Origin of the sequence: Chitiniphilus purpureus (assembly GCF_025642115.1) — a bacterium.
GTDB classification, from domain to species: domain Bacteria; phylum Pseudomonadota; class Gammaproteobacteria; order Burkholderiales; family Chitinibacteraceae; genus Chitiniphilus; species Chitiniphilus purpureus.
Map to the genome: position 1 here is coordinate 2,943,115 of NZ_CP106753.1, position 25,095 is coordinate 2,968,209.

Consider the following 25,095-nt stretch of genomic DNA (forward strand, 5'->3'; position numbering starts at 1 on the left):
CCTACAAGGACATCGCATGCCCCGCCACCTCAAAACCCATGCAGTGCGGCTGGAATTCTCGGCCGGCACGCTGGTGCATTCCAACCTGTCCGGCGCCGTCTTCGTCGGCGACGATCTGTGGGTGGCCGGCGATGAGGCATGCGGACTGGATCGGCTGCATCGCCTGGCGCCTTCGGGCAGGGAGATGCTGCGCTACGGCGCGCCGGCCAACTTCCCGCTGGCGGGCCTGCTCGACCTGCCCGATGCGGCCGACGTGGAGGCGGATATTGAGGGTCTGGACGTCGAGGACGGCTATCTGTGGCTGGTGGGCTCGCACGGCCTGAAGCGCAAGCAACCCAAACCCGGGCGCAGCGAAAAGGACAACCTCAGACGGCTGGCCACGCTGTGCCGCGACGGCAATCGCTGCCTGCTGGCGCGTATCCCGCTGATCGAGCAGCACGGCACCTCCACGCTGGCGCGGCATACTGCGGACGGGCGGCAGGCGGCACGCCTGCGCGGCGATACCGCAGGCAACGATCTCACCGATCTGCTGCGGCGCGATGCGCATTTCGCGCCCTACCTTGCGATTCCGGGCAAGGACAACGGCTTTGATATCGAAGGCCTCGCGGTACGCGGCGACCGCGTGCTGCTCGGGCTGCGCGGCCCGGTGCTGCGCGGCTGGGCCGGGCTGCTTGAATTGCAGCCGGTGGAGAAGAAAGGCACGCTGCGGCTGGCCGGGATCGGTCTTGGGGAGCAGCGCTACCGGAAGCACTTCGTGCATCTGGCCGGTCTGGGGATACGCGATCTGCATTGGCACGGTGACGACCTGTACCTGCTGGCCGGCCCGACCATGGTGCTCGACGGTGCCATCCGCGTATACAGATGGGAAGACGCGGCAGGCGCGCTGGCCGGCGTGGCCGACGACGCCGACGCGGTGTTGTGGGACGCGTCACGCAACAGCATGCCACGCGAAATCATGGCCCTGCCCTATGGCGTCGGTCAGGACCGCGCCGAGGCGCTCACCCAATTGCCGCCCGCGCTGGCGCCGTCGGATGCGCCACATTGGCTGGTGCTGTACGACGCGCCCGGGGCGGCGCGGCACGATGGTGACTACGTGGTGTTCGGCGACGTGCTGTCACGCTGACAGACCCGCCACGGCAGCCCCCGGCTCAGCGCGGCGGGGTCTCCAGGCGGCTGCCGAGCGTACGCGGCCCGACCAGCGCAATCGATGCCACGCAGACCGCCACCACACCCAGCGCCAGGCGCAGGCTGCTCAGATGGGCGATACCACCGATCAACACCGGCCCGAGCAGCATGCCCACATAGGCGAGCCGTGCCACGCTGGCGATGCCTTCGGCCGGGCTCACCCCGTCCAGCCGTGATGCCGCCACAAAGAAGATCGGCACCAGGTTGGCGGCGCCCAGCCCCATCAGGGTGAACCCCAGCAACGCGGGCAAGGTTGCCGGCCAGGCCAGTGCCAGCAGGATGCCGGCGAGCCCGACCCAGCCGGACCAGGTCAGCAGGCGCTGTGCCCCCAGCCGTGCACGCAGTGCGTCGCCGCCGAAACGCCCCAACGCCATGCCGGCGGAGAACACCGCGTATCCCCAGCCGACCCAGTACGGTGTGGCCTGCACCGTTTCCTGCATATAGATGGTGCTCCAGTCATACATTGCCCCCTCGCCGACCAGGCCAAGAAAGGCAAGCCCGCCCACCAGCAGCAGCCAGCGCTGTGCCTGGCCGCGCTGCGCTACGCTGGCCGGCGCGGCAGGCTGGTCCGGCAGCAGCACGCGGGCCGAACCCAGCGCGATCGCGGCTGTGATCACGGCCATGCCGATGCAATGCCATAGCGGATCAAGCCCACCAGCAACCAGGGTGCCGCCCAGTGCCGCACCCAGCATGCCGCCCAGACTGAACATGCCGTGGAAGCCGCTCATGATGGGCTTGCCATAGGCGGTTTCCACCGTCGCAGCCTGGGCATTCATCGCCACGTCATAGGCGGCATTGCAGATGCCGAACAACACCAGCACCGGCAGCAGCGCGATGAAACCGGGGATCAGCATGATGGCGGCAAGGCTCAGCGCAAAGGCCAGTGCCCCCAGCACCGAGGCGCGGCCACTGCCGTGGCGCGCCACCCAGGCGCCCAGCGGCTTGAGTGTCACGATCGCGCCTCCCGCCACGGCGAACATCGCCACTGACAAGGCCGCATCCGACAGTCCGAAGCGGGCCTTGATGGTGGGGATGTGGATGCCCCAGGTGGCGTAGCTCGCACCGCTGGCGAGAAACAGCAGCATGGTGGCGACACGGGCGGCGGCAAGGCGGGAGCGGATCATGGCGTGGCAAAGGCAAGGCCGCCGGACACAGCCGGCCTGTTTCGTTCCAGGGAAGGCGCTGCAGGCAGCCGGCGCGCTAGCGGGTGCCTTGAAGATAGGTCAGGTATTTCTCGTCCTCATCCTCGAATACCGCCAGGCCGCCGTGCTCGAAGGCCCGTGCCAGATGCGTCTGCGCCTGCGCCAGGGCCCCCGCCTCGAACAGGCATTGCCCCAGGCGCAGATGGATGAACGGATTGTCCTCGCCTTGCGGGCAGCGTCGTGCCGCATCCAGCGCCTCACGCGCCGGCTCGAACTGCGCCAGCTGGAACAGCGCGTCGCCGATCGCGACCAGCACCCAGGTGCTGTCCTCGAAGCGCTCGCGCTCGCTGGGCAGCAAGGCCTCGGCCTCGCGGTACTTGGCCAGCGCGCCGTGATCGTCGCCTTTCTCGAACCGCCGGTCGCCCGCTTCGAGCAGCACGGTGATCTGATCGTGAAGGATGCTGGGCAGGATGGTCATCGGCAATCTCTCGAAAAGGCGCTGTCGGCGATTGTGCCTGAAGCCGTGGCGCGTTGCGCGTCTTATGCGCCGTGGGCAATGGCGATATCGACCAGGGTGGGCTGCAGCACCTTGATGAGATCCGCCGGCGCAAGGCCGACCAGGAAACCCCGCTTGCCGCCATTGATGTAGATGCGCGGCAGCGCGGCGACGCTGCGCTCCAGATACACCGGCATCGGTTTGCGGGTGCCGAAGGGTGAGGTGCCGCCCACCAGATAGCCGCTGTGGCGCTGGGCGACATCGGGCGCGCAAGGCTGCACGCTTTTCCTGCCCATGAGGCGTGCCAGCGCCTTGGTCGAGGTCTCGCAGTCGCCATGCATCAGCACCAGGAGCGGCTGCTTGTGCTCATCCTCCATCACCAGGGTCTTGATCACCGCATGCTCATCCACCCCCAGCTCGCGCGCCGACACGGCAGTACCGCCCTTGTCTTCGTAGTCGTACAGGTGCTCGGAGTAGGCCACCTGATGCTGGCGCAGCATGCGGACGGCGGCGGTGACGGGGGTCTTGTCGGACATTGGATGACTCGCAAAGCACGCCGGGCCGGCCTTCCCGGGACGCTGCCATATTTACAGAGCAGTGCGGTAAATCCTACCGGTCCGGCGCGCCGATGCGGCCATCGCGACGGCGGCGGATACCTTGGGACGTGGCACGGTGCTTGCTGCCCAAAGCCTGCATTTTGCCAATCGGTAAAGGAGATTTTCAATGTTCATCCACAATAAGCGCCTGCAATATACCGTGCGCGTGGCCGGCTCCAATCCGGGTCTTGCCAACCTGCTCCTGGAACAGTTCGGCGGGCCGCAGGGCGAACTTGCCGCGGCGATGCGTTACTTCACCCAGGCGATCAGCGAAGACGATCCGGGCCGCAAGGACATGCTGCTCGATATCGCCACCGAGGAGCTGAGCCACCTTGAGGTGATCGGCAGCCTGGTGGCCATGCTCAACAAGGGCGCCAAGGGGCCGCTTGCCGAAGGGATCGACCGCGAAGCCACGCTGTACCGCGAGATCACCGGCGCCGGCAACGACAGCCACGTCACCCAGGTGCTCTATGGCGCAGGTGCGCCGTTGACCAATTCCGGCTCGGTCCCCTGGACCGCTGCCTATATCGATACCATCGGCGAGCCGACCGCCGACCTGCGTTCCAATATCGCCGCCGAGGCACGCGCCAAGATCGTGTACGAACGCCTGATCGCGCTGACCGACGACCCGGGCGTGAAGGAAGCACTGGGCTTTCTGATGACCCGCGAGATCGCACACCAGAAGTCGTTCGAGAAGGCGCTGTACGCCATCGAACCCAACTTCCCGCCCGGCAAGCTGGCCGGCGACCCGCGCTTTGCCAACGTGTATTTCGATATGTCGCAAGGCGAGGGCGATGTCCATGGACCGTGGAACGACCAGAGCGAATTCCAGGTGATCTCGGATCGCGCGCAGCAAGGCGCGGTCGATGGTGGCGACGGCAGTGCCAGTGTCGGCCTGACCGACCATGAAGCCGAAACCCTGGAAGCCGCGGCGGCCCGAACCCAGTCCAATCCCACCGCCAAGCCGATCACGGGTGCGGATCTGGGCTCGACCCTCTCGGGCGGCCCGGGACGACTGCAATAGCCTGACATGCGGGCGGCAGGCGCCGCCCGCCATTGCGTTGCCTGCATCCGCCCCCATCTACGCGGTATCACCTGCAGCCACATTCGCCGTCGACCGGCACCCCGCCCACCCAATGAAACACACCTTTCCCGATCTGCCATTGGCCCCGCGTTTCGCCGGGCTGCCCGCCACGTTCCATTCGCAGGTCCGCAGCACGCCGCTGCCCCAGGCCAGGCTGGTTGCCTGGAACACGGGCCTGGCCGAGGAATTGGGGCTGGATCCCGACCCCGCACACCATGCGCATCTGGCGCAGCTCCTGGGCGGCAACGCCGCGCTGGCCGGTTATCCGCAGCTTGCAAGCGTGTACAGCGGACATCAATTCGGCGTGTGGGCCGGGCAACTGGGAGACGGCCGCGCCATGCTGCTGGCCGAGATCGCCACACCGCAGGGCATCCGCGAGTTGCAACTCAAGGGCGCGGGCCAGACGCCGTACTCGCGCCATGCCGACGGCCGGGCGGTGCTGCGCTCGTCGATCCGCGAATACCTGTGTTCCGAGGCCATGCATGCGTTGGGCATTCCCACCACGCGGGCCCTGGCACTGGTGAGCAGTCCGCAACCGGTGCGGCGTGAAACGATCGAGACCGCCGCGGTGGTCACACGCGTGGCGCCCAGCTTCCTGCGCTTCGGCCACTTCGAGCATTTCTACCACCGTGCTCAACACGACGCGCTGCGCACGCTGGCGGACTGGGCCATCACCCATTTCTTCGCCGGGTGCCAGGATGCAGCCAACCCCTACGCGGCGCTGCTGCAGGCGGTGACGGCGCGCACCGCCGCGCTGATCGCACAGTGGCAGGCGGTGGGCTTTTGCCACGGGGTGATGAACTCGGACAACATGTCACTGCTGGGGCTGACACTGGACTACGGCCCGTTCGGCTTCATGGATGGCTTTGATGCCGGCCATATCTGCAACCATTCCGACACCCACGGCCGCTATGCCTACGATGAGCAACCGCATATCGGGCTGTGGAACCTGCAATGCCTAGCGCAGGCGCTGCTGCCACTGACCGGGCAGGCTGCCGCGGTCGAGGCACTGCAAAGCTACGAAGCGCACTTTCATGCAGCCTTCGGCGAGGCGCTGCGGCGCAAGCTGGGGTTGCTCGCCTGGCGCGAGGCCGACTGGACACTCGCCGCCGGCCTGATGGAACTGATGCAGGCTGCCCATACCGACTGGACCATCGGCTGGCGCGCGCTCTCGACGCTGCCCGCGCATGGGCCCGCCCCTGATGCGCTGCGCGACCTGTTCCTCGATCGCGCAGGGTTCGATGCCTGGACTGCCGCCTACCAGGCTCGCCTGGTCGACGAAGGCAATCTGGACGATCGCGCGCGCGCGGCGCGGATGGACGCGGCCAATCCCAAGTACGTGCTGCGCAACCATCTGGCCGCACAGGTGATCCAGGCAGCCGAGCAAGGGGACTACGCCCCGCTTGTGCGGCTGCACGACTGCCTTGCGCAGCCGTTCGACGATGCGCCACAGTACCAGGAATATGCCGCCCTGCCGCCTGACTGGGCCGCCACGCTGTCGGTATCCTGCTCGTCCTGATTCCCCGCTGATCGTCATGTCAACCGGGTACAGAGGCCCGGCGTTATCGTCAGCCTGCCGTGCCATTGGCGCAGTCCAGCGCCGGCGGCTGTCGCGTGCGTTACAGCGCCCGCCGGTGCTGCCACAATCCCCGGCGGCGCCCGGTACGCATCAGCCTGCCCCATCCCGCGACGATCAGAATCACAGGAATTTCCATGCCTTTCACTTTCCCCGGCCGTCTTCACCGGTTGAAACGTTTCCGTTGGTGGCTGCTGGCGTTGGCGTTGCTGGCCGGCGCGTTGTTCTGGTGGTACCAGAGCGGCAACAAACCGCAAACCCCGGAGGTGCTGACAGCACCTGTCACACGTGGCGATCTGGAAGTCTCGGTACTGGCCACCGGCGTGATCGAGGCTTCGAAGCAGGTGGACGTGGGGGCACAGGCTTCGGGTCAGGTCACCCACCTGGCCGTCAAGCTGGGTGACCGTGTGGGCAAGGGTGACCTGCTTGCCGAGATCGATCCCACCTTGTCGCAGAATGCGTTGCAGGAGGCCCAGGCAGCACTGGACAACCTGCTGGCGCAGCAGAACGCCGCGCAGCTGGAACTCAAGCTGGCCGAGCAGGAGCACCGCCGGCAGACCGAGATGCTGGCCGCCGATGCCACCGCACGCAAGGAAGCCGAGGACGCCGCGCTGCAACTGGGCATCCGTCGCGCCCAGGCCGCGCAGATCGCGGCCCAGATCCGGCAGACGCAAATCAGGCTGGACAGCGCGCGCGCCAATCTGGGCTATACCCGCATCCTTGCCCCGATGCAGGGCGAGGTGGTGTCGATCACCACCAAGGAAGGCCAGACTGTGATCGCCACGCAGCAGGCGCCGACCATCCTGACGCTGGCCAACATGGATCTGGTCACCGTGCGCGCCCAGGTGGCCGAAGCCGACGTGACACGGCTCAAGGCCGGCATGCCGGTCTATTTCACCGTGCTGGGCGCGCCCGAGCGCAGGATCGCCGCCCGGCTGGGCGTCATCCAGCCCAAGCCTGAGACCGTCAACAATGCCATCTTCTACAACGCGCTGTTCGACGTGCCCAACCCGGACGGTCTGCTCAAGCTGCAGATGACCGCGCAGGTGTCGTTCGTGATCGATGCCAGACAGGACGTGCTGACCATTCCGGTGACCGCGCTGCTGCCGGGGAGCGATGGGGGCGCCAAGGCACGCGGCGCCGCGCCGACCACCCGCGACGGCGAGCGCCGGGGGCGCCGGCGCCCCGAGGGCGCCGGACAGCAGCGCATGGTGCGGGTGCAACAGCCGGACGGCAGCATCGCGCCGCGCCGCATCACCGTGGGGCTGAACAACAACGTGCAGGTGCAGGTACTGTCCGGGCTCAAGGAAGGTGAGCAGGTCGTCACCGGCGGCGGCCTGAACAACATCCAGACGCGCCAGCGCCAGGGCGGTGGCCCGATGGGCGGCCCGCGGATCCGCTGACCATGCGCACCGAACCGCCGCTGATCGAATTGTCCGGGCTGTACCGCCGCTTTCCGGCGGGCGACAGCGAGGTCACCATCCTGGACGACGTCCACCTCACCATCGCACGCGGGGAGATGGTGGCCATCATGGGCCAGTCCGGCTCGGGCAAATCCACGCTGATGAACATCCTGGGCGGACTGGACTCGCCCAGCGCCGGCTCGTACCGCTTTGCCGGCGTCGAGGTGGGCAGCCTGGGCGACGATGGCCTGGCCGCCCTGCGCCGCGAACATTTCGGCTTCATCTTCCAGCGTTATCACCTGATCCCGGCGCTCAACGCGCTGGAGAACGTCGCGATGCCCGCCATCTACGCCGGCATGGACAGCGCCGCGCGCAACCAGCGCGCCGGCACGCTGCTGACCCGGCTGGGGCTCGCCGAGCGCATGCACCACCGGCCCGGCCAGCTCTCGGGTGGCCAGCAGCAGCGCGTCTCGATCGCGCGCGCCTTGATGAACGGCGGCGAAGTGATCCTGGCCGACGAGCCCACCGGCGCGCTCGATTCCAAAAGCGGCGAGGACGTGCTGGCAACGCTGAAGGAGCTGCACGCGCGCGGCCATACCGTGATCCTGGTGACGCACGATGCGCACGTGGCCGCCCAGGCCGGACGCGTCATCGAAATCAAGGACGGGCGCATCATCGCGGACCGTGCCAATCCGGCCGGCGCCGACGTGGCCCAGGCGCGCGACCGGCCGGCACCGCCCGTGCACCCGACCGGGCTGGCGGCCAACTGGGGGCGCTTTCTCGAAGCATTCAACATGGCGTGGCGCTCGTTGGTCGCCAATCGGCTGCGCACCCTGCTGACCATGCTGGGCATCATCATCGGCATCGCATCGGTGGTCTCGATCGTAGCGCTGGGCGAAGGCATGCAGCAATCGGTGCTGCAGAATCTCTCATCGCTGGGCGCGACCAATATCGACGTGATGCCCGGCACCGGGGTATGGGACGACCGCAGTGGCGGCGTGCGCACGCTGCGTGAGTCGGATCTGACGGCGCTGGCGGCCGAGCCCTATGTGGAAGCGGTGACCCCGATCACGCAAAAACAGCAACGGGTGCGCTATCGCAATGCGGATGCCAACGCCAGCATCTATGGCGTGGCGCCGAGCTATTTTGAGGTGCGCGGCCAGCGACTGACCCAGGGCGCCGGCTTCAACCGGCAGGATGTGCAGCGGCAGGCGCAGGTGGCGGTGATCGGCGAATCGACCCGGCAGACCCTGTTCGGCGACGGCAATGGCCTGGGCGAGATCATCCTGGTGGGCAACGTGCCGCTGCAGGTGATCGGCGTGGCCGAAGCCAAGTCCAGCGGCTGGGGCGGTGACAGCCTGGAGGTATGGCTGCCCTACTCCACCGCCGGCAGCCGGATCTTCGGCCAGCAGCACTTCAACCGGCTGACGGTGAAGATCAAGGAAGGGCTGCCGACCAAGGCTGCCGAGGAAGCGCTGACCCAGCGCCTGCTGCTGGCACACGGCACGCAGGACTTCTTCACCCGCAACATGGAGGACATCCTCGAATCGGTCGAATCCTCCACCCGCAACATCAAGCTGTTCCTGACCATGATCGGCGTGATCTCGCTGGTGGTGGGCGGTATCGGCGTGATGAACATCATGCTGGTGTCGGTGACCGAGCGCACCCACGAGATCGGCATCCGGATGGCGGTCGGCGCGCGGCAGAGCGACATCATGCGTCAGTTCCTGATCGAGGCGATCATGGTGTGCATGGTCGGTGGCGGCATCGGCATCGCGCTGTCGCTGGGGCTTGGCGCCATCGTCGACCGGACGCTGAGCGATTTCCAGATGCTGTTCTCACTGCAGTCGATCCTGACTGCCGTGCTGTGCGCCACGCTGGTGGGCGTGGTGTTCGGCTTTCTTCCCGCGCGCCGCGCGGCGCGGCTGGCGCCGATCGAGGCACTGGCCCGCGAATGATCCTGAGACCGATATGAACCGTGCGATGACCCTGGCGCTGTCTCTGGCCGCCCTGCCCCTGCTGGCCGCCTGCGCCGGCGCGATCAAGGAAGCACCCGTGCCTACCCTGCCCGCCGCCTGGCAGGCACCCGCCGAACCCGGCGCACTGGCCGCAGCCGACGATTTCTGGCGCGGCTTCGGCGATCCGCAGCTTGACGCGCTGCTGGCACGGGCGCGCAGTGACAATGCCGACCTTGCCAGCGCCGCACTCAAACTCAGGCAGGCGGGCTACGCGCTGACGCAGACGCGCCTTGACCAGCGCCCGGACGTGGGCGTGTCGGGCAAAGTGGGCAGCAGCCGGGAGCTGCGGCACAACCGCGATCTGGGCGAAAGCTATGGTGTTTCGGCCGCACTGTCGTATGAACTGGACCTGTGGGGCCGGCTGGATGACCTGGAAAGCGCTGCCCGCTGGCGCGAGACCGCCAGCGCCGCCGACCTGCAGGGCGTCCGGATCTCACTGGAAGCCAATCTCGCCAGCCTCTACTGGCAGCTTGCGCTCAACGACGCCGAACTCGCGCTGGCCGAGGCCGACCTTGGCAGCGCGCAGCAGACGCTGGCGCTGGTGCAGTCCCGTTATCAGGCCGGCACGGTGTCCGGGCTGGATCTGGCCCAGGCCCGCCGTACGCACAGCCAGGCCGAAAGCACGCTGGCGACGACGGTGGCCACCCGCGATGCCACCCGCCGGGCGCTGACACTGCTGCTCGATGTACCGCCGCAGACCGCGCTGGGCGTGATGCCGGCCCTGCCGCAGGTGCAATGGCCCACGGTGCCGGCCGGATTGCCCTCACAGCTGCTGGCGCGGCGGCCGGATCTGGCGGCAAGCCAGGCACGCCTTGCCGCCACGCTTGTCGATACCGAGGCCAGGCGCAAGCAGTGGCTGCCCACCTTGTCGCTGACCGGCAGCCTGGGCAGCACCAGCAGCGCGTTGGCCGATCTGGTCGCCAATCCGGTCGCGGCGTTGGGGCTGGGGTTGACGCTGCCGTTCGTGCAATGGAACGAGCGTGAGGTGGCACTCAAGGTCAGCCGTGCCGACTACGAGCTGGCGGTGATCGCACATCGCCAGGCGATCCATCAGGCACTGCGCGAAGTGGAGGACGCCCTGGCGACGCGCAGCCAGCTGGCTGCAGACAGCGAGCGCCTGCAACTGCAGCGCGACGAGGCCGCCACCGCCGAGCGCCTGACCGGGGTGCGCTACCGCGCCGGCGCCGTGGCGCTGGACAGCTGGCTGTCGGCGCAGGAGACGCTGCGTGCCGCCGAGCGCGCGCTGCTGCAGCACCGCTACCGGCGCGCCGCCAATCTGGCCACGCTGTACAAAGCCCTGGGCGGTGCCCCGACGGGTGGTCAGATGCGCGAATCTGATGTATAAAAAGCGCATCTTCAACGCATGGAGGCCATCATGAGCGTGCGCTTCAATGTGGTGCTGTCCGACGACCTCAATCGCGAGATCGACCGGGCAGCGGCCGAGGCCGAAACCAACAAGAGCGAAATCCTGCGCAAGGCGCTGCAGCTGTTCCTGGCGGCACGCGAGGGCAAACGGCGCGGCCTGAAGGTCGGGCTCGCCGACCCCGAGACCGACAAGCTGCAGACCGAGATCGTCGGCCTTTGAGCACGATAGACCTCAACAACCCGCCGCCGCACCACCAGTACAACGTCTCCATCGAGCGCGAGGAGACCAGCGGTGAGCGGCGCGTGCGGCTGTTCAAGGATGTGGCGTTGTTCAGCGTGGCCATCGGCTTTGTCGTGGCAATCGTGTGGCTGTGCTACCGCACTGTGGTCTCGGCAAGCGCCACCGCCGAGGAAAAGAAGTGGGCGATGTCGGTACTGTCGGCTGTGACGGGCGGCATCGTCGGCTACCTGGTGCGCAAATAAGGCCGCGTGTGGCGGCGACGCCACGGTGACCGCACCATGGCCTGCCCATGCTGACCTGTCGCTGCGCAAGCCGGCGGTGACCCTGACCTGGCATGCGCCGCAGCGGACGCCCCGTCACCGCAGGCGATATGGGGTGGTGACCCGTGGTCACGCTGCCGCCGGGGTTGCTCCTGCCGATAGCGCCGCTTGCGCAGGATCAGGCCGGTGGCCACGACGTCCGGCGACGATGGACGGTTTCTGCGATAATCGCGCGGTCATCCCCATCCACCCGACATCTTCATGTTCGATCTCTTCAGCGGGCTCGACCCCTGGGTCGCGCTCAGCCTGGTCCTCGCGCTGACCTTCGTCCTGGCCTTCGAATTCATCAACGGCTTTCACGATACCGCCAACGCTGTCGCCACGGTGATCTACACCAAGGCGATGCCACCGCACATGGCGGTGGTGTTCTCCGGCATCTTCAATTTCCTCGGCGTGCTGCTGGGCGGGGTGGGCGTGGCCTACGCCATCGTGCATCTGCTGCCGGTGGAGCTGCTGCTCAACGTGAATACCAGCCATGGCCTTGCCATGGTGTTCTCGCTGCTGGCCGCGGCCATCATCTGGAATCTGGGCACGTGGTACTTCGGCATCCCCGCCTCCAGCTCGCACACGCTGATCGGCTCCATCCTCGGCGTGGGGCTGACCAATGCGCTGCTCACCGGCATTCCACTGGCCGATGGCATCAACTGGAAGAAAGCGCTCGATATCGCGTTGTCGCTGGTCGTCTCGCCCACGGCGGGCTTCATCATCGCTGGCCTGCTGCTGCTGCTGCTCAAGCGCCTGATGCCCTTGTCCAAGATGCACAAGACCCCGGAGAGGCGCCGTGAAATCGACGGCAAGAAGCACCCGCCGTTCTGGAACCGGCTGGTGCTGGTGCTCTCGGCAATGGCGGTCAGCTTCGTGCATGGCTCCAACGACGGCCAGAAAGGCATCGGCCTGATCATGCTGGTGCTGATCGGCATCGTGCCGGCCCAGTTCGTGCTGGACCTGAACAGCACCACCTATCAGATCGAACGCACGCGCGATGCCACGGTGCACCTGCGTCAGTTCTATCAGCGCAACACCAGCACCCTGTCCGGCTACCTTGCACTGGGCAGTGGCAATACCACCGAACTGCCACGGCACTTCCGCTGCGACCCCAAGACCACCGAGGCCACCATCGCCGCCTTGCTGCTGACGCTGGACGGGGTCAAGGACTACCGCGATCTAGCACCGGAAGCGCGTTCGCAGGTGCGGCGCTATCTCTTGTGCCTGGACGACACCGCCAAGAAGGTCGGCAAGCTGCCGCAGCTGGACAACCGTGAAAAGGCGGACCTGAACAACCTGCGCCAGGACCTGACCGCGACCACCGAGTACGCGCCGTTCTGGGTGATTCTCGCCGTGGCGCTGGCGCTGGGCATCGGCACCATGGTGGGCTGGAAGCGGGTGGTCCACACGGTGGGTGAAAAGATCGGCAAGCAGGGCATGACCTACGCCCAGGGCATGTGTGCCCAGATCGTGGCCGCCACGGCCATCGGCTTCGCCAACGTATTCAGCCTGCCGGTATCGACCACCCATGTGTTGTCATCCGGCGTGGCCGGCACCATGGTGGCCAACCGCAGCGGGCTGCAGGGCGGCACCGTGCGCAATATCCTGCTTGCCTGGGTGTTGACCCTGCCCGCCACCATCGGCCTGTCGGCAGTGCTGTTCTGGCTGGCCACACTGCTGTTCGTCTGACCCGCCTTCGCCTCGCGCCGCCGCACCGGCAGTCCGCCCCGCCCGATGGGGCGGCCGCGGCGGCGCTGATCCTACGCACCGCGGCGGGCTGCGAGGCTGCTAGAAACCGCCCAGTTCCTTGAGGTGCACCGCTACGCTGCGGCCGAGCGACGACAGATCGTAGCCTCCCTCCAGCATCGATACGATACGGCCTCCGGCGTGGTGCAGTGCCAGTGCGCGGAGTTGGCGCGTGATCCATGCGTAGTCGGCTTCGACGAAACCGACTGACGACATGTCGTCTTCCAGATGCGCATCGAACCCGGCCGAGATCACGATCAGCTCGGGCCGGAACGCCTCCAGTGCCGGCAGCCAGTGTGCATTGACCGCCTCGCGCAGCGCCGTGCCGGTACTGCCGCGCGCCAACGGCACATTGAGCATGTTGCCGGCCAGCGGCGGATCGCCCGAATACGGGTAGAACGGATGCTGGAAGATCCCGACCATCAGGACACGTTCGTCGCCGTGGAAGATGTCCTCGGTGCCGTTGCCGTGATGGACGTCGAAATCGACGATGGCCACGCGCCCGAGCCAGTGTTCGGCCAGCGCATGCGCCACCGCGACCGCCACGTTGTTGAACACGCAGAAACCCATCGCCTTGCACCGGCTGGCATGGTGGCCCGGCGGGCGCACCGCACAGAACGCATTCTGCGCACGACCGCTCATCACCAAGTCGACTGCGGCCACGCCCGCGCCTGCTGCATGGTAGGCCGCACGCAAGCTATATGGATTGATGGCGGTGTCGGGATCGAGGTGGACATAGCCCTGGGCGGGGACCATCAGGCTCAGCCGCTCCAGGTATGCCGCATCATGGACGCGCAACAACTGGGCCCGGGTCGCGGATGGCGCCTCCAGGTGCCACAGGTAGTCCCATAGTCCGGCGGCGATCAGCCTGTCCTGGATGGCGGCGAGCCGCTGGGGGCATTCCGGGTGGCCCTTGCCCATCTCGTGCATGCTGCAGGCGGAGTGGGTCAGGTAGGCCGTGGGCCCGGCCGCTTGAGACTGCAATCGTGTGTCCTCCCGCACGGAACCGTTGATGCTTGGCCGATCCGGGACAGTGTACGCCCACCGCATAAGGCAAGCAAAACAGGCAAGACCGACAAAAGAAGTCATAAGCGCCGCCTACCGGAAGATCGTCCGCGGCGTCCAGGACAGCCGGCTTTGGCCGGAGGGGAGATGGAACCATGCGGTGCGCGCTTGCTTCGATCGTGCTCGTCGTCCTGGCCGCGCCTGTCGCGCCCGTGGCGGCTTCGGGTTTCCGGCTCGACAGCGCCGGCTTTGCCTACCAGCCCCACGTCCTGGCACCGTCGCCGCAGCGCGGCGATCCTGACGGGGCCGACGCCGGTTGGCGCTTCGACGACCCGTGGTCATGGGGGCGCCCGCCCTGGGGTGCGGTGCGTCCGGTCGGCCTTGGCGTCAAGTTGGGCTGGAATGCGCCCGACGGCTGGCGCTATCTGGTGGTGCCGTCACTGACCCGGGCTGCCAAGGACGGTCGGGACGAAGCTACGGTGCCAGGCTACGGCCTGCATCTGGCTGCATCGCGGACAGTGCGGCCAGGGCTGACATTGGGCGTGGGCCTGGATGCCACCGAGGTGCTGCAGCAGTCGCAGCTGCTGCCCTATCCGCTGGTCGACTGGCGGCTCGACGCACGTTGGCGGCTCGCCAATCCACTGGGCACCGGCCCGGCCGGCCCGGCCGGGCTGGAACTGAGCTACCGCGGTTCGTCGGGCCGCTGGGACATCGGCGCGGGGGGTGCCTATCGCTCGTTCCGCTTCCGGCTGCCGCACGACGATGCATCCGCGCCACACGGCATCGGCCAGGAAACCGGCATCCCCCTCTACCTGCGCTTCGGCTACGCTCCGAGCGCGCATACCCAGTTCGATGTCTACCTGGGCGCCACACTGGCCGGCAGGCTCAGCCTGGAAAACACGCATGGCGAGCTGCTGACCCAGGAGCACCTGGAAACCGGCCCGCTCTTCGCCATCCAGTTCGGCGGGCAGTTCTAGCGTGGCCGATACAGGAAAGGTCGTGGCCTTTGCGAACCATCCCCGGCCCGCTTGGTCGTGAAATAAATCCCGGCAGCGCCTAGAATCACTGCCCCGACCCGTTTCTTTCGCCAGGAGTGGCGATGCCCCTGTCCTTTTCCCCCGCACTGGCCCAGCTCAATCGCGTGCTTCTTGGCAAGGAAGCCCAGGTACGGATGGCGCTGTGCTGCCTGCTGGCGCGCGGCCATCTGCTGCTCGAAGACTTGCCCGGCGTGGGCAAGACCACACTGGCGCATGCATTGGCCGCCACACTGGGGCTGCGCTTCCAGCGCGTCCAGTTCACCAGCGATCTGCTGCCGGCCGATCTGATCGGTGTCTCCATCTATGAGCGCGACAGCGGTCGCTTCCGCTTCCATCACGGGCCGGTATTCACGCAGCTGCTGCTGGCCGACGAGATCAACCGCGCGCCGCCCAAGACGCAGTCAGCCCTGCTCGAAGCGATGGAAGAGCATCAGGTCACCGTCGATGGCACCAGCTATCCGCTGCCCGAACCCTTCTTCGTGATCGCCACGCAGAATCCGCAACACCAGATCGGCACATTCCCATTGCCCGAGTCGCAGCTGGACCGCTTCCTGATGCGGTTGGAGCTGGGCTATCCGGATGGCGCGGCCGAGCGTGCGATGCTCGCCGGCGAAAACCGGCGTGAGCTTCTGGCGCAGCTGGGGGCGGCACAGGACCCCGCCGCGCTGGTGGCGGCCCAGCAGCAGGTGGACACGGTGCACGTGGCCGGCCCGCTGCTGGACTACGTGCAGGCACTGGCGCGCGCCACACGCACCCATGCCGCACTGAGCTATGGCCTTTCGCCACGCGCGCTGCTCGGCCTTGTGGCGGCCGCACGCGCCTGGGCATGGCTGGACGGACGCGACCATGTGATCCCCGAAGACGTGCAAGCTGTCTTTCCCGGTGTGGCCGGTCACCGGCTGATGCACCGCGCCAGCGGCCGCGTCGCGCCGGAAGCGGCGCTGGAACTCCTGCGCACGGTCGCCATTCCCTGATGCAGGCACCCGCCTTCCTGCAACAGCGCTGGCAGCGCGCGCTGGCGCGTCGCCATCCGCCTGCCCAGCGTGAAGTGCGCTTGCGGCACAACCGCATCTACGTGCTGCCTTCGCTGTTCGGTTTCGCATTTGCCGCCAGCGTGGCGATGTTGCTGATAGGTGCGATCAACTACCAGTTGAGCCTGGGCTACCTGTTCACTTTTGGCCTGATCGGCCTGGGGCATGCCAGTCTGACCGAGGCGTTTCGCAATCTGCTCGGCCTGCGCCTGGTCATCGGCCGCAGCGAGCCAGTGTTCGTCGGCGAAAGCGCCGTCTTCACCCTGGTCGCGGCGAACGACAAACGCCGTATCCGACGTGCGATCTCGATCCGGCCGGGCGACGGCGCGGTGGTGACGCTGGCACAACTGCCGGGCAACAGCGATTGCAGCTTCACCCTGGCGGTGCCTGCCAGCCAGCGCGGGTGGCTCACCTTGCCCCGGCTGCGGATCGAAACCCGGTATCCCACCGGCTTTTGCCGCGCCTGGAGCTTCGCCACATTGAACGCCCGCTGCCTGGTCTATCCGGCTCCGGAAGCCGCAGCCCCGCCCTATCCGGGCACATGGGACGGCAGCGGCGCAGCAGCGCGGCAAGCCGGCGAGGATGAATTCGCCGGGTTGCGTGACTACCGGCCGGGCGATTCGCCACGCCGTATTGCCTGGAAACGCGCAGCCACCAGCGAAACACTCTCGGTCAAGACATTCGATGCGCCGCAAGGCGCGCAGACCCTGATCCGCTGGGAAGCGGCCGCGCCCTTGGGCACCGAGCAGCGGCTGGCCCGGCTGGCGGCCTGGCTGTTGCGCGCCGACAGCGCGGGCGAGCGCTACGGTCTCGCGCTGCCCGGCACCGACATCGCGCTGGGCCACGGCCCTGCGCACCTGGCACGCTGCCTGACGGCGCTGGCCCTGTTCGAGACGGCGCATTCCGATGGCTAGTTCTGCCGCCGGCGCGCTGCCGCGCGACAAGATGCTGGCGCTGATCGGCGTACTGGCGCTGATCCTTGCCCCACACCTGATCCAGCTGCCGCCCTGGCTCGCGATCGCCACCGCACTGCCGCTGCTGTGGCGCGGCCACCTGGCGATCAGTGGCCGGCGCCTGCCGGGGCGCGCCGTGCGGCTGCTCCTGGTGCTGGCGCTGGCGATCCTGGTGTTCTGGGAATTCAGGACCCTGGTGGGCCGCAGCGGCGGCGTGGCACTGCTGATCAGTCTGGTGGCGCTCAAGTTGCTCGAAACCACCGGCAAGCGCGACATCCTGATCCTGACCTTGCTGGCCTACTTCGTGATCGGCACGCTGTTCCTGGTGTCGCAGTCGTTCTGGATGCTGGCGTACGCCACCTGCATCGCCATCGCGCTGACCGGCCAGCTGTTCGCCTGGCAGCGCGATGGCACGCACCTGCTGCTGGAGGAATACCGGCGCGCGCTGCGGCTGCTGCTCGAGGGCCTGCCGGTGGCGCTGCTGCTGTTCGTGCTGTTCCCGCGGCTTTCAGGTCCGCTGTGGAGCATGCCGCAGGACGAACCCGGCGCCAGCACCGGGATCTCGGACAGCATGACCCCGGGCGATTTCAGCGAACTGGTGCTGGACGACCGTGTCGCGTTCCGGATCGATTTCCGCGGCCCGCCGCCGCCGCGCGACGCACTCTACTGGCGTGGTCCGGTGTTCGAGCGGTTCGACGGCCTGACCTGGCATCAACGCGACATCGCCCAGGCGCCAGGCAATGCACGGGTCCTCGCGCAAGGCCCCACGGTCGCCTATACCATCACGCTCGAACCGCACCAGCGTGCCTGGCTGTTCGCGCTGGACCTGCCGACGAAACTGCCGCCCGACACACGCCTGACCAGTCGGTTGCAGGCGGTATACCGCCAGCCACTGCTCGAACGGGCACGCTTCGACCTGGAAAGCACGCCGCGCTGGCGGATCGAGGAGGAGGCCGGGTTCATCCGCAATGCGGCGCTGGCACTGCCCCCCGAAGGCAATCAGCGCACACGCGCACTGGCGGCGGGCTGGCGGCCGCTGCCGGCGCAGGAACGTGTGCAGCGGGCACTCGCCTGGCTGCGCGGCAATGGCTTTGTCTATACCTTGGCACCGCAACTGCTCGAAGGGCCGGACCGGATCGATCAGCTGCTGTTCAGCACCCGCGAGGGCTTCTGCGAGCACTATGCCGGGGCCTTCGCATTCCTGATGCGCGCTGCCGGGGTGCCGGCGCGCGTGGTCGCCGGCTATATGGGCGGTGAGTACAACGCCGCCGGGGGATATTGGATCGTACGGCAGGCCGACGCCCACGCCTGGGTCGAAGTCTGGCTCGACGGACAGGGCTGGCAGCGCGTCGACCCCACCGCCGTCGTGGCGCCGCTGCGCCTGTCGAGCGGTCTTGCGCGCAGCGTACGCGGCAGCGAACGGCTGCCGATGCTGATGCGTGACCAGGCAGCTTGGCTCGCGCGGATGCGCCTGCAGTGGGACAGCGTCGTCTATGTATGGGACCAGTGGGTGATCGGCTACGACGCCCGGCGCCAAATGCAGCTGCTCGGCCGACTCGGTATCGACGATCTGGTTTCCACAGCCTATCTGGCCTGGTTCGGTGGCGGGCTTGGCGCCATCCTGCTCGGCTTTGCCCTGCTCCTGCAGTGGCAGGGGCGCCGACGTGGGCCGACCGACCGCGCCGCGCGGCTATGGGCGCGCTTCCTGCGCCGCCTTGCAGGTTTCGGGCTGGTGCCGGGGCCGGCCGAAGGCCCGCGCGATTTTGCGGCACGGGCGGCGCAGGCACTGCCGCAGCATGCCCCCCGGATCAACGCCATCGCCGCTGCCTATCTTGCCGCGCGCTATGCCGACTCCCCTGAGGCGCTGTCGAACCTGGCCCAGGACGTAGGGCACTTTTACAGCATATCCAGACACTGACTGCCACCGGACCGATCCATGCCCCGCTTCATCGACTCATCCCCCGAACCGCGCGAGCCGTCACTTATCGGCGTCCTGCTGGTCAACCTTGGCACACCGCAAGCCCCCACTGCCGCGGCGGTGCGGCCCTATCTGCGCCAATTCCTGTCCGACCCGCGCGTAGTCGAGATCCCGGCCCTGTTCTGGCAGCCCATCCTGCGTGGCCTGATCCTGCCGCTGCGTTCCGGCGCATCGGCGCGCAAGTACGCCTCCATCTGGGGCAAGGACGGCTCACCGCTGCGCCACTGGACCGAAAAGCAGGCCAAGCTCGTCAAGGGCCGGCTTGGCATGCGCCATGGCCAGACTCTGCGGGTCGCCTACGCCATGCGCTACGGCGAGCCATCGATCGCGGCGGCACTGGATGCGCTGTGTGAGCAGGGCTGCGAACGCATCCTGCTGGTTCCGCTCTATCCGCAGTATGCGGCGAGCACCACCGCCACCGCCTGCGATGCCGTTTTTGCCCGGCTTGCCCGGTATCGCAACCAGCCTGCGCTCAGGACCCTGCGCAGCTTTCATGACGACGCTGGTTATATCGACGCGCTGGCGCAACAGGTCAGGCAGCACTGGCAGCACGAAGGGCGAGGCGAGCATCTGCTGATGAGCTTTCACGGCGTACCCCGGTTCACCTGGGAAAAAGGCGATCCGTACTACCTGCAGTGCCGCCAGACCGCAGCGGCACTGGCACAGGCCCTGGGCCTGCCCGAAGGCCACCATACCCTCGCCTTCCAGTCGCGCTTTGGCCGTACCGAGTGGCTGCAGCCCTACACCGCGGACACCCTCGTCAAACTGGCCCGAAGCGGCGTGCGTGAACTGGATGTGATCTGTCCGGGCTTTGTCGCCGACTGCCTGGAGACGCTGGAGGAGATCGCTCTGGAGGGCAAGCAGGCTTTTCTGAACGCAGGCGGCCGAACCTTGCGCTATATTCCAGCGCTCAATGACAGCGAACGTTGGCTTGATGCGCTGATACAGCTGATCGAGCGCGAACTGGCAGGCTGGCTGACACCTGCGGCGGCGTCACATGGCAGCTAGATGGCGCCACACGCACTGGAAGCTGGATGCTTCCTTTTGTCAGTAAAATTGGCTACGGAAAATGCTTGGGTATCCGAGAAATTACCGTTAAACTCAGCGGTAAGCTAAGACTTACAACTGGAGGTTAGACCCTATGAGCACCCGGCTTTTCCTCGCCGAAGACGATCTCATTCTTGCGGATGCGCTGAAAACCAGCCTGTCGCAGGCCGACTTCCAGGTCGACTGCGTCAACGATGGCGCGCTGGCACTGCAGATTCTGCTGCACAACGATTACGATGTCGTGGTGCTTGATATCGGGCTTCCCAACATGGATGGCTTGACCGTGCTCAAGCATGTACGTCAGCACAAACCCTCCATGCCTATCCTCATCCTGACCGCGCTTGACGGGCTGGAAGAGCGCGTCGCGGGCCTTGATGCCGGCGCCGACGACTACCTTGCCAAGCCGTTCGAGTTCGCCGAACTGGAAGCCCGCCTGCGCGCGCTGCTGCGCCGCAGCCAGATCCTGCCGCAGTCGGTACAGCAGCTGGGCAACCTGCGCCTGGATCGCGCCGGCCAGCGTGCATGGTGTAATGACATGCCGCTCGATCTGTCGGCCCGTGAGTTGACGGTGCTGGAAATCCTGATGTCCAACATCGATCGGGTGGTCACCAAGGAGCAGATCGTCTCGGAACTGGGCTCGGAGAACGCCGAGGTCGGTCTCAACGCGATCGAAGTATATGTACACCGGCTGCGCAAGAAACTGGAACCGTGCGGTGTGGTGATCCGGACCATCCGCGGTCTGGGCTACCTGCTTGAAAAGCAACAGGCCGGCCAGCAGGATGTCGCGGGGTAAATTCTCCCTCCGTCGGCAGCTGCTGGTCTGGTTGCTGATTCCGCAGTTCATCCTCTGGATCGCGGGGGCGATGCTCTGTTATCACGTCGCCACCCACTATGCCACGCGTGTGGTCGACGACAGTCTGCAGCAGACCGGGCGGGCAATTGCCCGCCAGGTACGCGAAGTCGACGGTGAACTCACGCTCGGGGCCCCCAACCTGCATGCCCCGCTGATCGCCCCGCAGCCGGAAGAAAAGCACTACTACAGCGTGATCGCGCTGCCTGGCGAGCTGATCGCCGGCAACCGCCACCTTTCGCCGATCGCCTCCCCCCCCACCCGCTTCGAAGAAACGGTCTACTACGGCAACGCCAGCAGCACCGACGGGGCATTGCGCGTCGCCTCGCTGTATTTCCCGCTGCCGGGCGACGGCGGCAGGCCGGGCCGCTGGCTGCTGGTGCAGGTGGCCAAAGGCATGGATTCGTACAACCGGCTCTCGCACGAGATCCTGGTGGCCACCGCCCTGCCCCTGGGGCTGCTGATCCTGGTGATGAGCATCTGCGTGCATTGGGGCATCGTGCGTGGGCTCAAGCCGTTGACCGGCTTGAAGAGCCTGATGGAACGGCGTGACCCGCAGGATCTGGCGCCGCTCGAACTGGCGGATGCACCCGAGGAAGTGCATGCGTTGACGCATGCGCTCAATCATATGCTGTCGACCACCAACGAGAGCATAGGCCGCCAGCGCCGCTTCATCGCCGATGCGGCCCACCAGCTGCGTACCCCGCTGGCCGGACTGAAGTCGCAGACCGAGCTGGCGATGCGCGAAACCACGCCCGAGGGCCTGCGCGAGCGGCTCAACATGGTGCACGCCAGTGCCACCCGCAGCATCCACCTGGTCAACCAGCTCCTGACACTGGCACGCTCGGAGCCGGCCAACCAGACCGGCATGCCCCAGGTACGGGTCGACCTCGCCAAGCTGATCCGCGAGCTGACCGCAGAGGCCGTGCCGCGCGCGTTGGCGGCGGGGATGGATCTGGGCTGCGACAGCCCGCTGCAGGAAGCCCCGATCAATGGCAACTCGGCCCTGCTGCGCGAACTCTTCGTCAATCTGGTCGAGAATGCGATCAAATACATCCCGCGCGGCGGCAACATCACGGTGCGGCTCAACCGCACCGATGGTCAGTATGTGGTCGAAGTGGAAGACGACGGCCCGGGCATTCCGGACGAGCAGAAGCCGCGCGTGTTCGAGCGCTTCTACCGGGTCAACCAGAACGACGGCAACGGTTGCGGTCTCGGGATGGCCATCGTCAAGGAGATCGCCGAGCGCCACCACGGCACGGTGGGCCTGCTCGATGCCCAGCCGCATGGCCTGATCGTCCGGGTCGAACTGCCGGTCGGCGAGGAAGAAGCCAAGGCCGAAGACGCCTGATCGCCGACGCCTGGCCCGCTGCACGCACCCGCCTGCGGCACAACAGCGTTGTCCGCCCGGGGGTCTTTGGCGATCCGGCGCTGCCGATGCCTGCCATGCACCCGCCAGGACCGATCCCACCCATTGCCGGCATGCTCAGTTGCGGCGCATCCATACAATGCGCGGCACCTCTTCGCCGTTACGTTCCAGCAGTGCGGCGAAACGTGAGTTGACGCGGCCGAACCGCACTTCCACCTCGTTGACGAAATACCGGCTCTCGACGCTGACCAGCTCCAGCCCAAGCTCGCCGCGCTTGCTTTCGGGCAGCACTGCCTGGAATGCCTCCATGGTCTCGAAAAAGCGTCCGGCACGCGCGGCGACCACGGCGCGTGCCTCGGACAGCGACAGTGCGGGCAGCACCGCCGCCAGCACCTCGGGCTCGGCAAAATTGACGTTCACCGCGGTCTTCTGCGGCAGCACGGTCACATAAGGGGCGATCCGGGCCAGGGTCTCCGCGTCGAAGCCGCGCAGGGCCGACAGGCTGGCAAGATCGGTCAGCGGCTGCCCAGCGGTGCGATAGGGCGGGCGCAGGTTGAGGTAGTCGGTATCCTCGGCGCCGCCCGGGTAGCGCACCTGGGCGTCGCTGTCCTGCCAGTCCACCAGCGCGTCGACCAGATCGGGCGACACGCCGATGCTGTCGAACAGTCGCCGGCAGGCATCGATGTCACCGGGCTGCTCCTGGCCGTTCTGCACCAGATTGTTCAGGTTGAAACGCCCCTGCTGTTCCACGAGCCGCCCGCCTGCCTGGCCGCGCTCGACCGGAATGGCAGGGATGGGCACGTTCCACGGCTCCAGGAGATGATCGACATGATTGCGCCGCACATCGTCACGCAGCGTCAGCCGCGCCAGATCGATGGCGGCCATCGCCACACCACGTGCCTCGGCCATGTCATATTGGTTTTCCAGCTGGCGCAGCCACAGCTGCTGCCGCCAGGCGATCCAGACGGCCAGCGCCGCCACCAGCGCGGCAGTGGCCACGGCGGTGAGGATCGCGATGCCGCGTTGCCGTGTTGCGCTGTTCATGGCACCAGATAGACCCGGGTCAGCGGCGCCTGCGCCTGACGGGCCAGGACGATTTCGACCGCTTGCGGACGCACCGCGCTGTTGCCGGGTACCGGCCACGAGGGTTGCCATTGGCCATTGGCGTCCAAAAAGCGCGTCTCGAAGCGCGTCACATCCTGCAGCAACACATGCACTGTCGGCTCGGCCAGCGGTGCCAGATCCAGCCCCTCCCACATCAGCAACTGCAGCCTGCGGCCGTCCAGACGATAGGCGATGCGATAGTCCTCCCTAGCCCGATCCATGCGCACCAGCTCCAGCGCCGCGTCACGCTGGCGCACCGGCTTGATGGTGCCACGCAGGCTGGGCTGCACCACCCCGCCCGCGTCACGCCACTTACGATCCACCGCGTGCAACAGGTCCTCCTCGATGCGGTCGAGCACCAGTGCGGTTTCGCGCCAGTAGGCCGCCTCCGCATCCAGCCGCGTCTTCACCTGGGCCACCTGTTCCAGCCCGCGGTAGGCGATCAGCGATACCACCGCGAAGATCATCAGCGCGATCAGGATCTCCAGCAACGTGAACCCCTGCCCACTGCAGCGGGCCGGATGCCGCTTCATCGCTGCACCTGGGCAAGGTAGCTGACCAGCGTGGCCGCCGCGTAGTCGGTCTGTCCCCCGGCATACACCTTGACCTCGACGCGGCGGAAGCTGCGGTTGGGCGAGGCCGAAACCTCTGCCTGCCAGGTGAAATGCGCCCCGCCCTGGGTGGCCGAGCCTTCGCTGCGCCCCACATCGGGAAAGAGCCGGCGTGCGCGCAACTCGTTCAGATGGTTCTGTGCCACCCAGCCGGCCAGCATGCGCGTGTGCAGCGTCAATGCCGCATCGGTGCTGGCCGAGGTGGCGCGCAGCGCCGCAGCGAGCGCCACCGCCAGGATGGCAAGCGCCACCAGCACCTCGATCAGCGTGAAACCGCGCCGCATGTTCATGCCGGGTCCGCCCGCGCCTGTACCCGGCCCATGATGTCGCCCGCGAGGTGCCAACGCCGCTCCCCCAGACCCAGCGTCACATCGAACGGCTGGTTGACCCCGGATGGCTCGAACACGATACGTTCGCCGACCCGCCGTGCCTTCAGGTTGACGCGTATCGCCAACACCCGCATGCCCGGCGGCAGCTCGCGCGGCTTGAGCACCTCGTGGCTGGGCAGGGCCTGCCAGACGTTGCGATCGTCCAGCGTCCAGAACTGGTAGCCGCTGCCGTCGGAAGACCAGGCGATGGCACGGCCGCCGGCAATGGCTTCATCACGGGCGCTTTCGAACAGCAGCGCCAGCCGCTGGCTTTCACGTTCCATCGTCTGGCCGTCGGAAAGGTCGAAACGGACCATGGCGAGCCCCAGCACGATGCCGACCAACGCCAAGGCCACCAGGATCTCGATCAGCGTGAAGCCGCGCTTTGCCGCCGGTGCCAGGACCGGCCGGCATACGGGCACGGCGCAGGACGACTGCCGCAGCGCCGGGCACGGCAAGGCGCGCGCTGCGGGCCGTGCCGTCGGCAGGCGCGGCACAGCGCGGCAATGCCAAGCCCCGTCCATGGGCCGGCCTGCGACAGCGCCTGCCTGACCGTGCGGCCCGTGCATCGGGCGGTTCACCGCG

24 protein-coding genes are annotated in these 25,095 nt (G+C 67.2%); 16 read left to right on the forward strand and 8 right to left on the reverse strand.

Going from position 1 to position 25,095, the window contains the following annotated elements; all coding sequences use genetic code 11:
• Positions 1–16: 16 nt before the first annotated feature.
• On the forward strand, positions 17–1,123 hold the full coding sequence (locus tag N8I74_RS13565) for a DUF3616 domain-containing protein (protein WP_263123638.1): 1,107 nt from the start codon (positions 17–19) through the stop codon (positions 1,121–1,123).
• Between the two features lie 25 nt (positions 1,124–1,148).
• On the opposite strand, the gene N8I74_RS13570 is transcribed toward N8I74_RS13565, so the two are convergent.
• The 3 genes from N8I74_RS13570 to ybaK form a co-directional block, all read right to left on the reverse strand.
• Positions 1,149–2,309, reverse strand: coding sequence for an MFS transporter (locus N8I74_RS13570; protein WP_263123639.1), 1,161 nt, complete (start codon positions 2,307–2,309; stop codon positions 1,149–1,151).
• Between the two features lie 76 nt (positions 2,310–2,385).
• On the reverse strand, positions 2,386–2,805 hold the full coding sequence (locus N8I74_RS13575; RefSeq protein WP_263123640.1) for a tetratricopeptide repeat protein: 420 nt from the start codon (positions 2,803–2,805) through the stop codon (positions 2,386–2,388).
• Between the two features lie 62 nt (positions 2,806–2,867).
• Entirely contained in the window at positions 2,868–3,359 is a 492-nt protein-coding gene (gene ybaK / locus N8I74_RS13580; RefSeq protein ID WP_263123641.1) for a Cys-tRNA(Pro) deacylase, read from the reverse strand.
• 187 nt (positions 3,360–3,546) lie between these two features.
• Between ybaK and N8I74_RS13585 the strand changes: the two genes are divergently transcribed.
• From N8I74_RS13585 to N8I74_RS13620, 8 genes are all read left to right on the forward strand, one after another.
• Positions 3,547–4,443 (forward strand): manganese catalase family protein, encoded by an 897-nt coding sequence (locus N8I74_RS13585; protein WP_263123642.1) that lies wholly within the window; start codon positions 3,547–3,549, stop codon positions 4,441–4,443.
• A gap of 112 nt (positions 4,444–4,555) precedes the next feature.
• Positions 4,556–6,022 carry a protein adenylyltransferase SelO gene (locus N8I74_RS13590; RefSeq protein ID WP_263123643.1) on the forward strand — a complete coding sequence of 489 codons (1,467 nt, stop codon included), beginning with the start codon at positions 4,556–4,558 and terminating at the stop codon, positions 6,020–6,022.
• Between the two features lie 194 nt (positions 6,023–6,216).
• Positions 6,217–7,482, forward strand: coding sequence for a macrolide transporter subunit MacA (macA, locus tag N8I74_RS13595; RefSeq protein ID WP_263123644.1), 1,266 nt, complete (start codon positions 6,217–6,219; stop codon positions 7,480–7,482).
• Positions 7,483–7,484: 2 nt separating this feature from the next.
• Entirely contained in the window at positions 7,485–9,440 is a 1,956-nt protein-coding gene (locus tag N8I74_RS13600) for a MacB family efflux pump subunit (protein ID WP_263123645.1), read from the forward strand.
• A gap of 13 nt (positions 9,441–9,453) precedes the next feature.
• Complete coding sequence (locus tag N8I74_RS13605; protein ID WP_263123646.1) at positions 9,454–10,845, forward strand: efflux transporter outer membrane subunit; 1,392 nt, start codon at positions 9,454–9,456, stop codon at positions 10,843–10,845.
• Between the two features lie 30 nt (positions 10,846–10,875).
• Positions 10,876–11,085, forward strand: coding sequence for a ribbon-helix-helix protein, CopG family (locus N8I74_RS13610; protein ID WP_263123647.1), 210 nt, complete (start codon positions 10,876–10,878; stop codon positions 11,083–11,085).
• Positions 11,082–11,348, forward strand: a complete 267-nt coding sequence (locus N8I74_RS13615) for a hypothetical protein (RefSeq protein WP_263123648.1) — start codon at positions 11,082–11,084, stop codon at positions 11,346–11,348. Before N8I74_RS13610 ends, N8I74_RS13615 begins: the two co-directional genes overlap by 4 nt.
• Before the next feature lie 279 nt (positions 11,349–11,627).
• Positions 11,628–13,100: an inorganic phosphate transporter gene (locus N8I74_RS13620; RefSeq protein ID WP_263123649.1), complete on the forward strand. Its 1,473-nt coding sequence runs from the start codon at positions 11,628–11,630 to the stop codon at positions 13,098–13,100.
• A gap of 99 nt (positions 13,101–13,199) precedes the next feature.
• On the opposite strand, the gene N8I74_RS13625 is transcribed toward N8I74_RS13620, so the two are convergent.
• Complete coding sequence (locus N8I74_RS13625; protein WP_263123650.1) at positions 13,200–14,141, reverse strand: histone deacetylase family protein; 942 nt, start codon at positions 14,139–14,141, stop codon at positions 13,200–13,202.
• A 176-nt stretch (positions 14,142–14,317) separates the two neighbouring features.
• On the opposite strand from N8I74_RS13625, the gene N8I74_RS13630 reads away from it, so the two are divergent.
• The 7 genes from N8I74_RS13630 to N8I74_RS13660 all read left to right on the forward strand — a co-directional run bounded on the left by N8I74_RS13630 (position 14,318) and on the right by N8I74_RS13660 (position 22,409).
• A complete protein-coding gene (locus N8I74_RS13630; protein ID WP_263123651.1) occupies positions 14,318–15,139 on the forward strand; it encodes a hypothetical protein in 822 nt (273 codons plus the stop codon).
• 122 nt (positions 15,140–15,261) lie between these two features.
• Positions 15,262–16,173 carry an AAA family ATPase gene (locus N8I74_RS13635; protein ID WP_263123652.1) on the forward strand — a complete coding sequence of 304 codons (912 nt, stop codon included), beginning with the start codon at positions 15,262–15,264 and terminating at the stop codon, positions 16,171–16,173.
• Positions 16,173–17,144: a DUF58 domain-containing protein gene (locus N8I74_RS13640; RefSeq protein ID WP_263123653.1), complete on the forward strand. Its 972-nt coding sequence runs from the start codon at positions 16,173–16,175 to the stop codon at positions 17,142–17,144. Before N8I74_RS13635 ends, N8I74_RS13640 begins: the two co-directional genes overlap by 1 nt.
• The gene (locus N8I74_RS13645; RefSeq protein WP_263123654.1) at positions 17,137–19,101 is read left to right on the forward strand and encodes a transglutaminase TgpA family protein; all 1,965 of its coding nucleotides are present in this window, start codon (positions 17,137–17,139) and stop codon (positions 19,099–19,101) included. The genes N8I74_RS13640 and N8I74_RS13645 overlap by 8 nt, the downstream gene beginning before the upstream one ends.
• An 18-nt stretch (positions 19,102–19,119) precedes the next feature.
• Positions 19,120–20,169, forward strand: coding sequence for a ferrochelatase (gene hemH / locus N8I74_RS13650; protein WP_263123655.1), 1,050 nt, complete (start codon positions 19,120–19,122; stop codon positions 20,167–20,169).
• A 133-nt stretch (positions 20,170–20,302) separates the two neighbouring features.
• Entirely contained in the window at positions 20,303–21,001 is a 699-nt protein-coding gene (locus N8I74_RS13655; protein WP_263123656.1) for a response regulator transcription factor, read from the forward strand.
• Positions 20,988–22,409 (forward strand): sensor histidine kinase, encoded by a 1,422-nt coding sequence (locus N8I74_RS13660; RefSeq protein WP_263123657.1) that lies wholly within the window; start codon positions 20,988–20,990, stop codon positions 22,407–22,409. The genes N8I74_RS13655 and N8I74_RS13660 overlap by 14 nt, the downstream gene beginning before the upstream one ends.
• Before the next feature lie 135 nt (positions 22,410–22,544).
• Here the strand turns inward: N8I74_RS13660 and gspK are convergent, their stop codons facing one another.
• From gspK to N8I74_RS13680, 4 genes are read right to left on the reverse strand one after another with little or no spacing between them, the layout of a single operon-like run.
• A complete protein-coding gene (gspK, locus tag N8I74_RS13665) occupies positions 22,545–23,471 on the reverse strand; it encodes a type II secretion system minor pseudopilin GspK (protein WP_263123658.1) in 927 nt (308 codons plus the stop codon).
• Positions 23,468–24,064: a type II secretion system minor pseudopilin GspJ gene (gene gspJ, locus N8I74_RS13670; protein ID WP_263123659.1), complete on the reverse strand. Its 597-nt coding sequence runs from the start codon at positions 24,062–24,064 to the stop codon at positions 23,468–23,470. The genes gspK and gspJ overlap by 4 nt, the downstream gene beginning before the upstream one ends.
• Entirely contained in the window at positions 24,061–24,432 is a 372-nt protein-coding gene (gene gspI, locus N8I74_RS13675) for a type II secretion system minor pseudopilin GspI (RefSeq protein ID WP_263123660.1), read from the reverse strand. Before gspI ends, gspJ begins: the two co-directional genes overlap by 4 nt.
• On the reverse strand, positions 24,429–25,034 hold the full coding sequence (locus tag N8I74_RS13680) for a GspH/FimT family pseudopilin (RefSeq protein WP_263123661.1): 606 nt from the start codon (positions 25,032–25,034) through the stop codon (positions 24,429–24,431). The genes gspI and N8I74_RS13680 overlap by 4 nt, the downstream gene beginning before the upstream one ends.
• Positions 25,035–25,095 lie beyond the last annotated feature (61 nt).

Bases quoted from the DNA above. Each gene is read 5' to 3' on its own strand.
- N8I74_RS13565 (WP_263123638.1), top strand. From the start codon at position 17: ATGCCCCGCCACCTCAAAACCCATGCAGTGCGGCTGGAATTCTCGGCC.
- N8I74_RS13570 (WP_263123639.1), bottom strand. From the start codon at position 2,309: ATGATCCGCTCCCGCCTTGCCGCCGCCCGTGTCGCCACCATGCTGCTG.
- N8I74_RS13575 (WP_263123640.1), bottom strand. From the start codon at position 2,805: ATGACCATCCTGCCCAGCATCCTTCACGATCAGATCACCGTGCTGCTC.
- ybaK (WP_263123641.1), bottom strand. From the start codon at position 3,359: ATGTCCGACAAGACCCCCGTCACCGCCGCCGTCCGCATGCTGCGCCAG.
- N8I74_RS13585 (WP_263123642.1), top strand. From the start codon at position 3,547: ATGTTCATCCACAATAAGCGCCTGCAATATACCGTGCGCGTGGCCGGC.
- N8I74_RS13590 (WP_263123643.1), top strand. From the start codon at position 4,556: ATGAAACACACCTTTCCCGATCTGCCATTGGCCCCGCGTTTCGCCGGG.
- macA (WP_263123644.1), top strand. From the start codon at position 6,217: ATGCCTTTCACTTTCCCCGGCCGTCTTCACCGGTTGAAACGTTTCCGT.
- N8I74_RS13600 (WP_263123645.1), top strand. From the start codon at position 7,485: ATGCGCACCGAACCGCCGCTGATCGAATTGTCCGGGCTGTACCGCCGC.
- N8I74_RS13605 (WP_263123646.1), top strand. From the start codon at position 9,454: ATGAACCGTGCGATGACCCTGGCGCTGTCTCTGGCCGCCCTGCCCCTG.
- N8I74_RS13610 (WP_263123647.1), top strand. From the start codon at position 10,876: ATGAGCGTGCGCTTCAATGTGGTGCTGTCCGACGACCTCAATCGCGAG.
- N8I74_RS13620 (WP_263123649.1), top strand. From the start codon at position 11,628: ATGTTCGATCTCTTCAGCGGGCTCGACCCCTGGGTCGCGCTCAGCCTG.
- N8I74_RS13630 (WP_263123651.1), top strand. From the start codon at position 14,318: ATGCGGTGCGCGCTTGCTTCGATCGTGCTCGTCGTCCTGGCCGCGCCT.
- N8I74_RS13635 (WP_263123652.1), top strand. From the start codon at position 15,262: ATGCCCCTGTCCTTTTCCCCCGCACTGGCCCAGCTCAATCGCGTGCTT.
- N8I74_RS13640 (WP_263123653.1), top strand. From the start codon at position 16,173: ATGCAGGCACCCGCCTTCCTGCAACAGCGCTGGCAGCGCGCGCTGGCG.
- N8I74_RS13645 (WP_263123654.1), top strand. From the start codon at position 17,137: ATGGCTAGTTCTGCCGCCGGCGCGCTGCCGCGCGACAAGATGCTGGCG.
- hemH (WP_263123655.1), top strand. From the start codon at position 19,120: ATGCCCCGCTTCATCGACTCATCCCCCGAACCGCGCGAGCCGTCACTT.
- N8I74_RS13655 (WP_263123656.1), top strand. From the start codon at position 20,303: ATGAGCACCCGGCTTTTCCTCGCCGAAGACGATCTCATTCTTGCGGAT.
- N8I74_RS13660 (WP_263123657.1), top strand. From the start codon at position 20,988: ATGTCGCGGGGTAAATTCTCCCTCCGTCGGCAGCTGCTGGTCTGGTTG.
- gspK (WP_263123658.1), bottom strand. From the start codon at position 23,471: ATGAACAGCGCAACACGGCAACGCGGCATCGCGATCCTCACCGCCGTG.
- gspJ (WP_263123659.1), bottom strand. From the start codon at position 24,064: ATGAAGCGGCATCCGGCCCGCTGCAGTGGGCAGGGGTTCACGTTGCTG.
- gspI (WP_263123660.1), bottom strand. From the start codon at position 24,432: ATGAACATGCGGCGCGGTTTCACGCTGATCGAGGTGCTGGTGGCGCTT.
- N8I74_RS13680 (WP_263123661.1), bottom strand. From the start codon at position 25,034: ATGGACGGGGCTTGGCATTGCCGCGCTGTGCCGCGCCTGCCGACGGCA.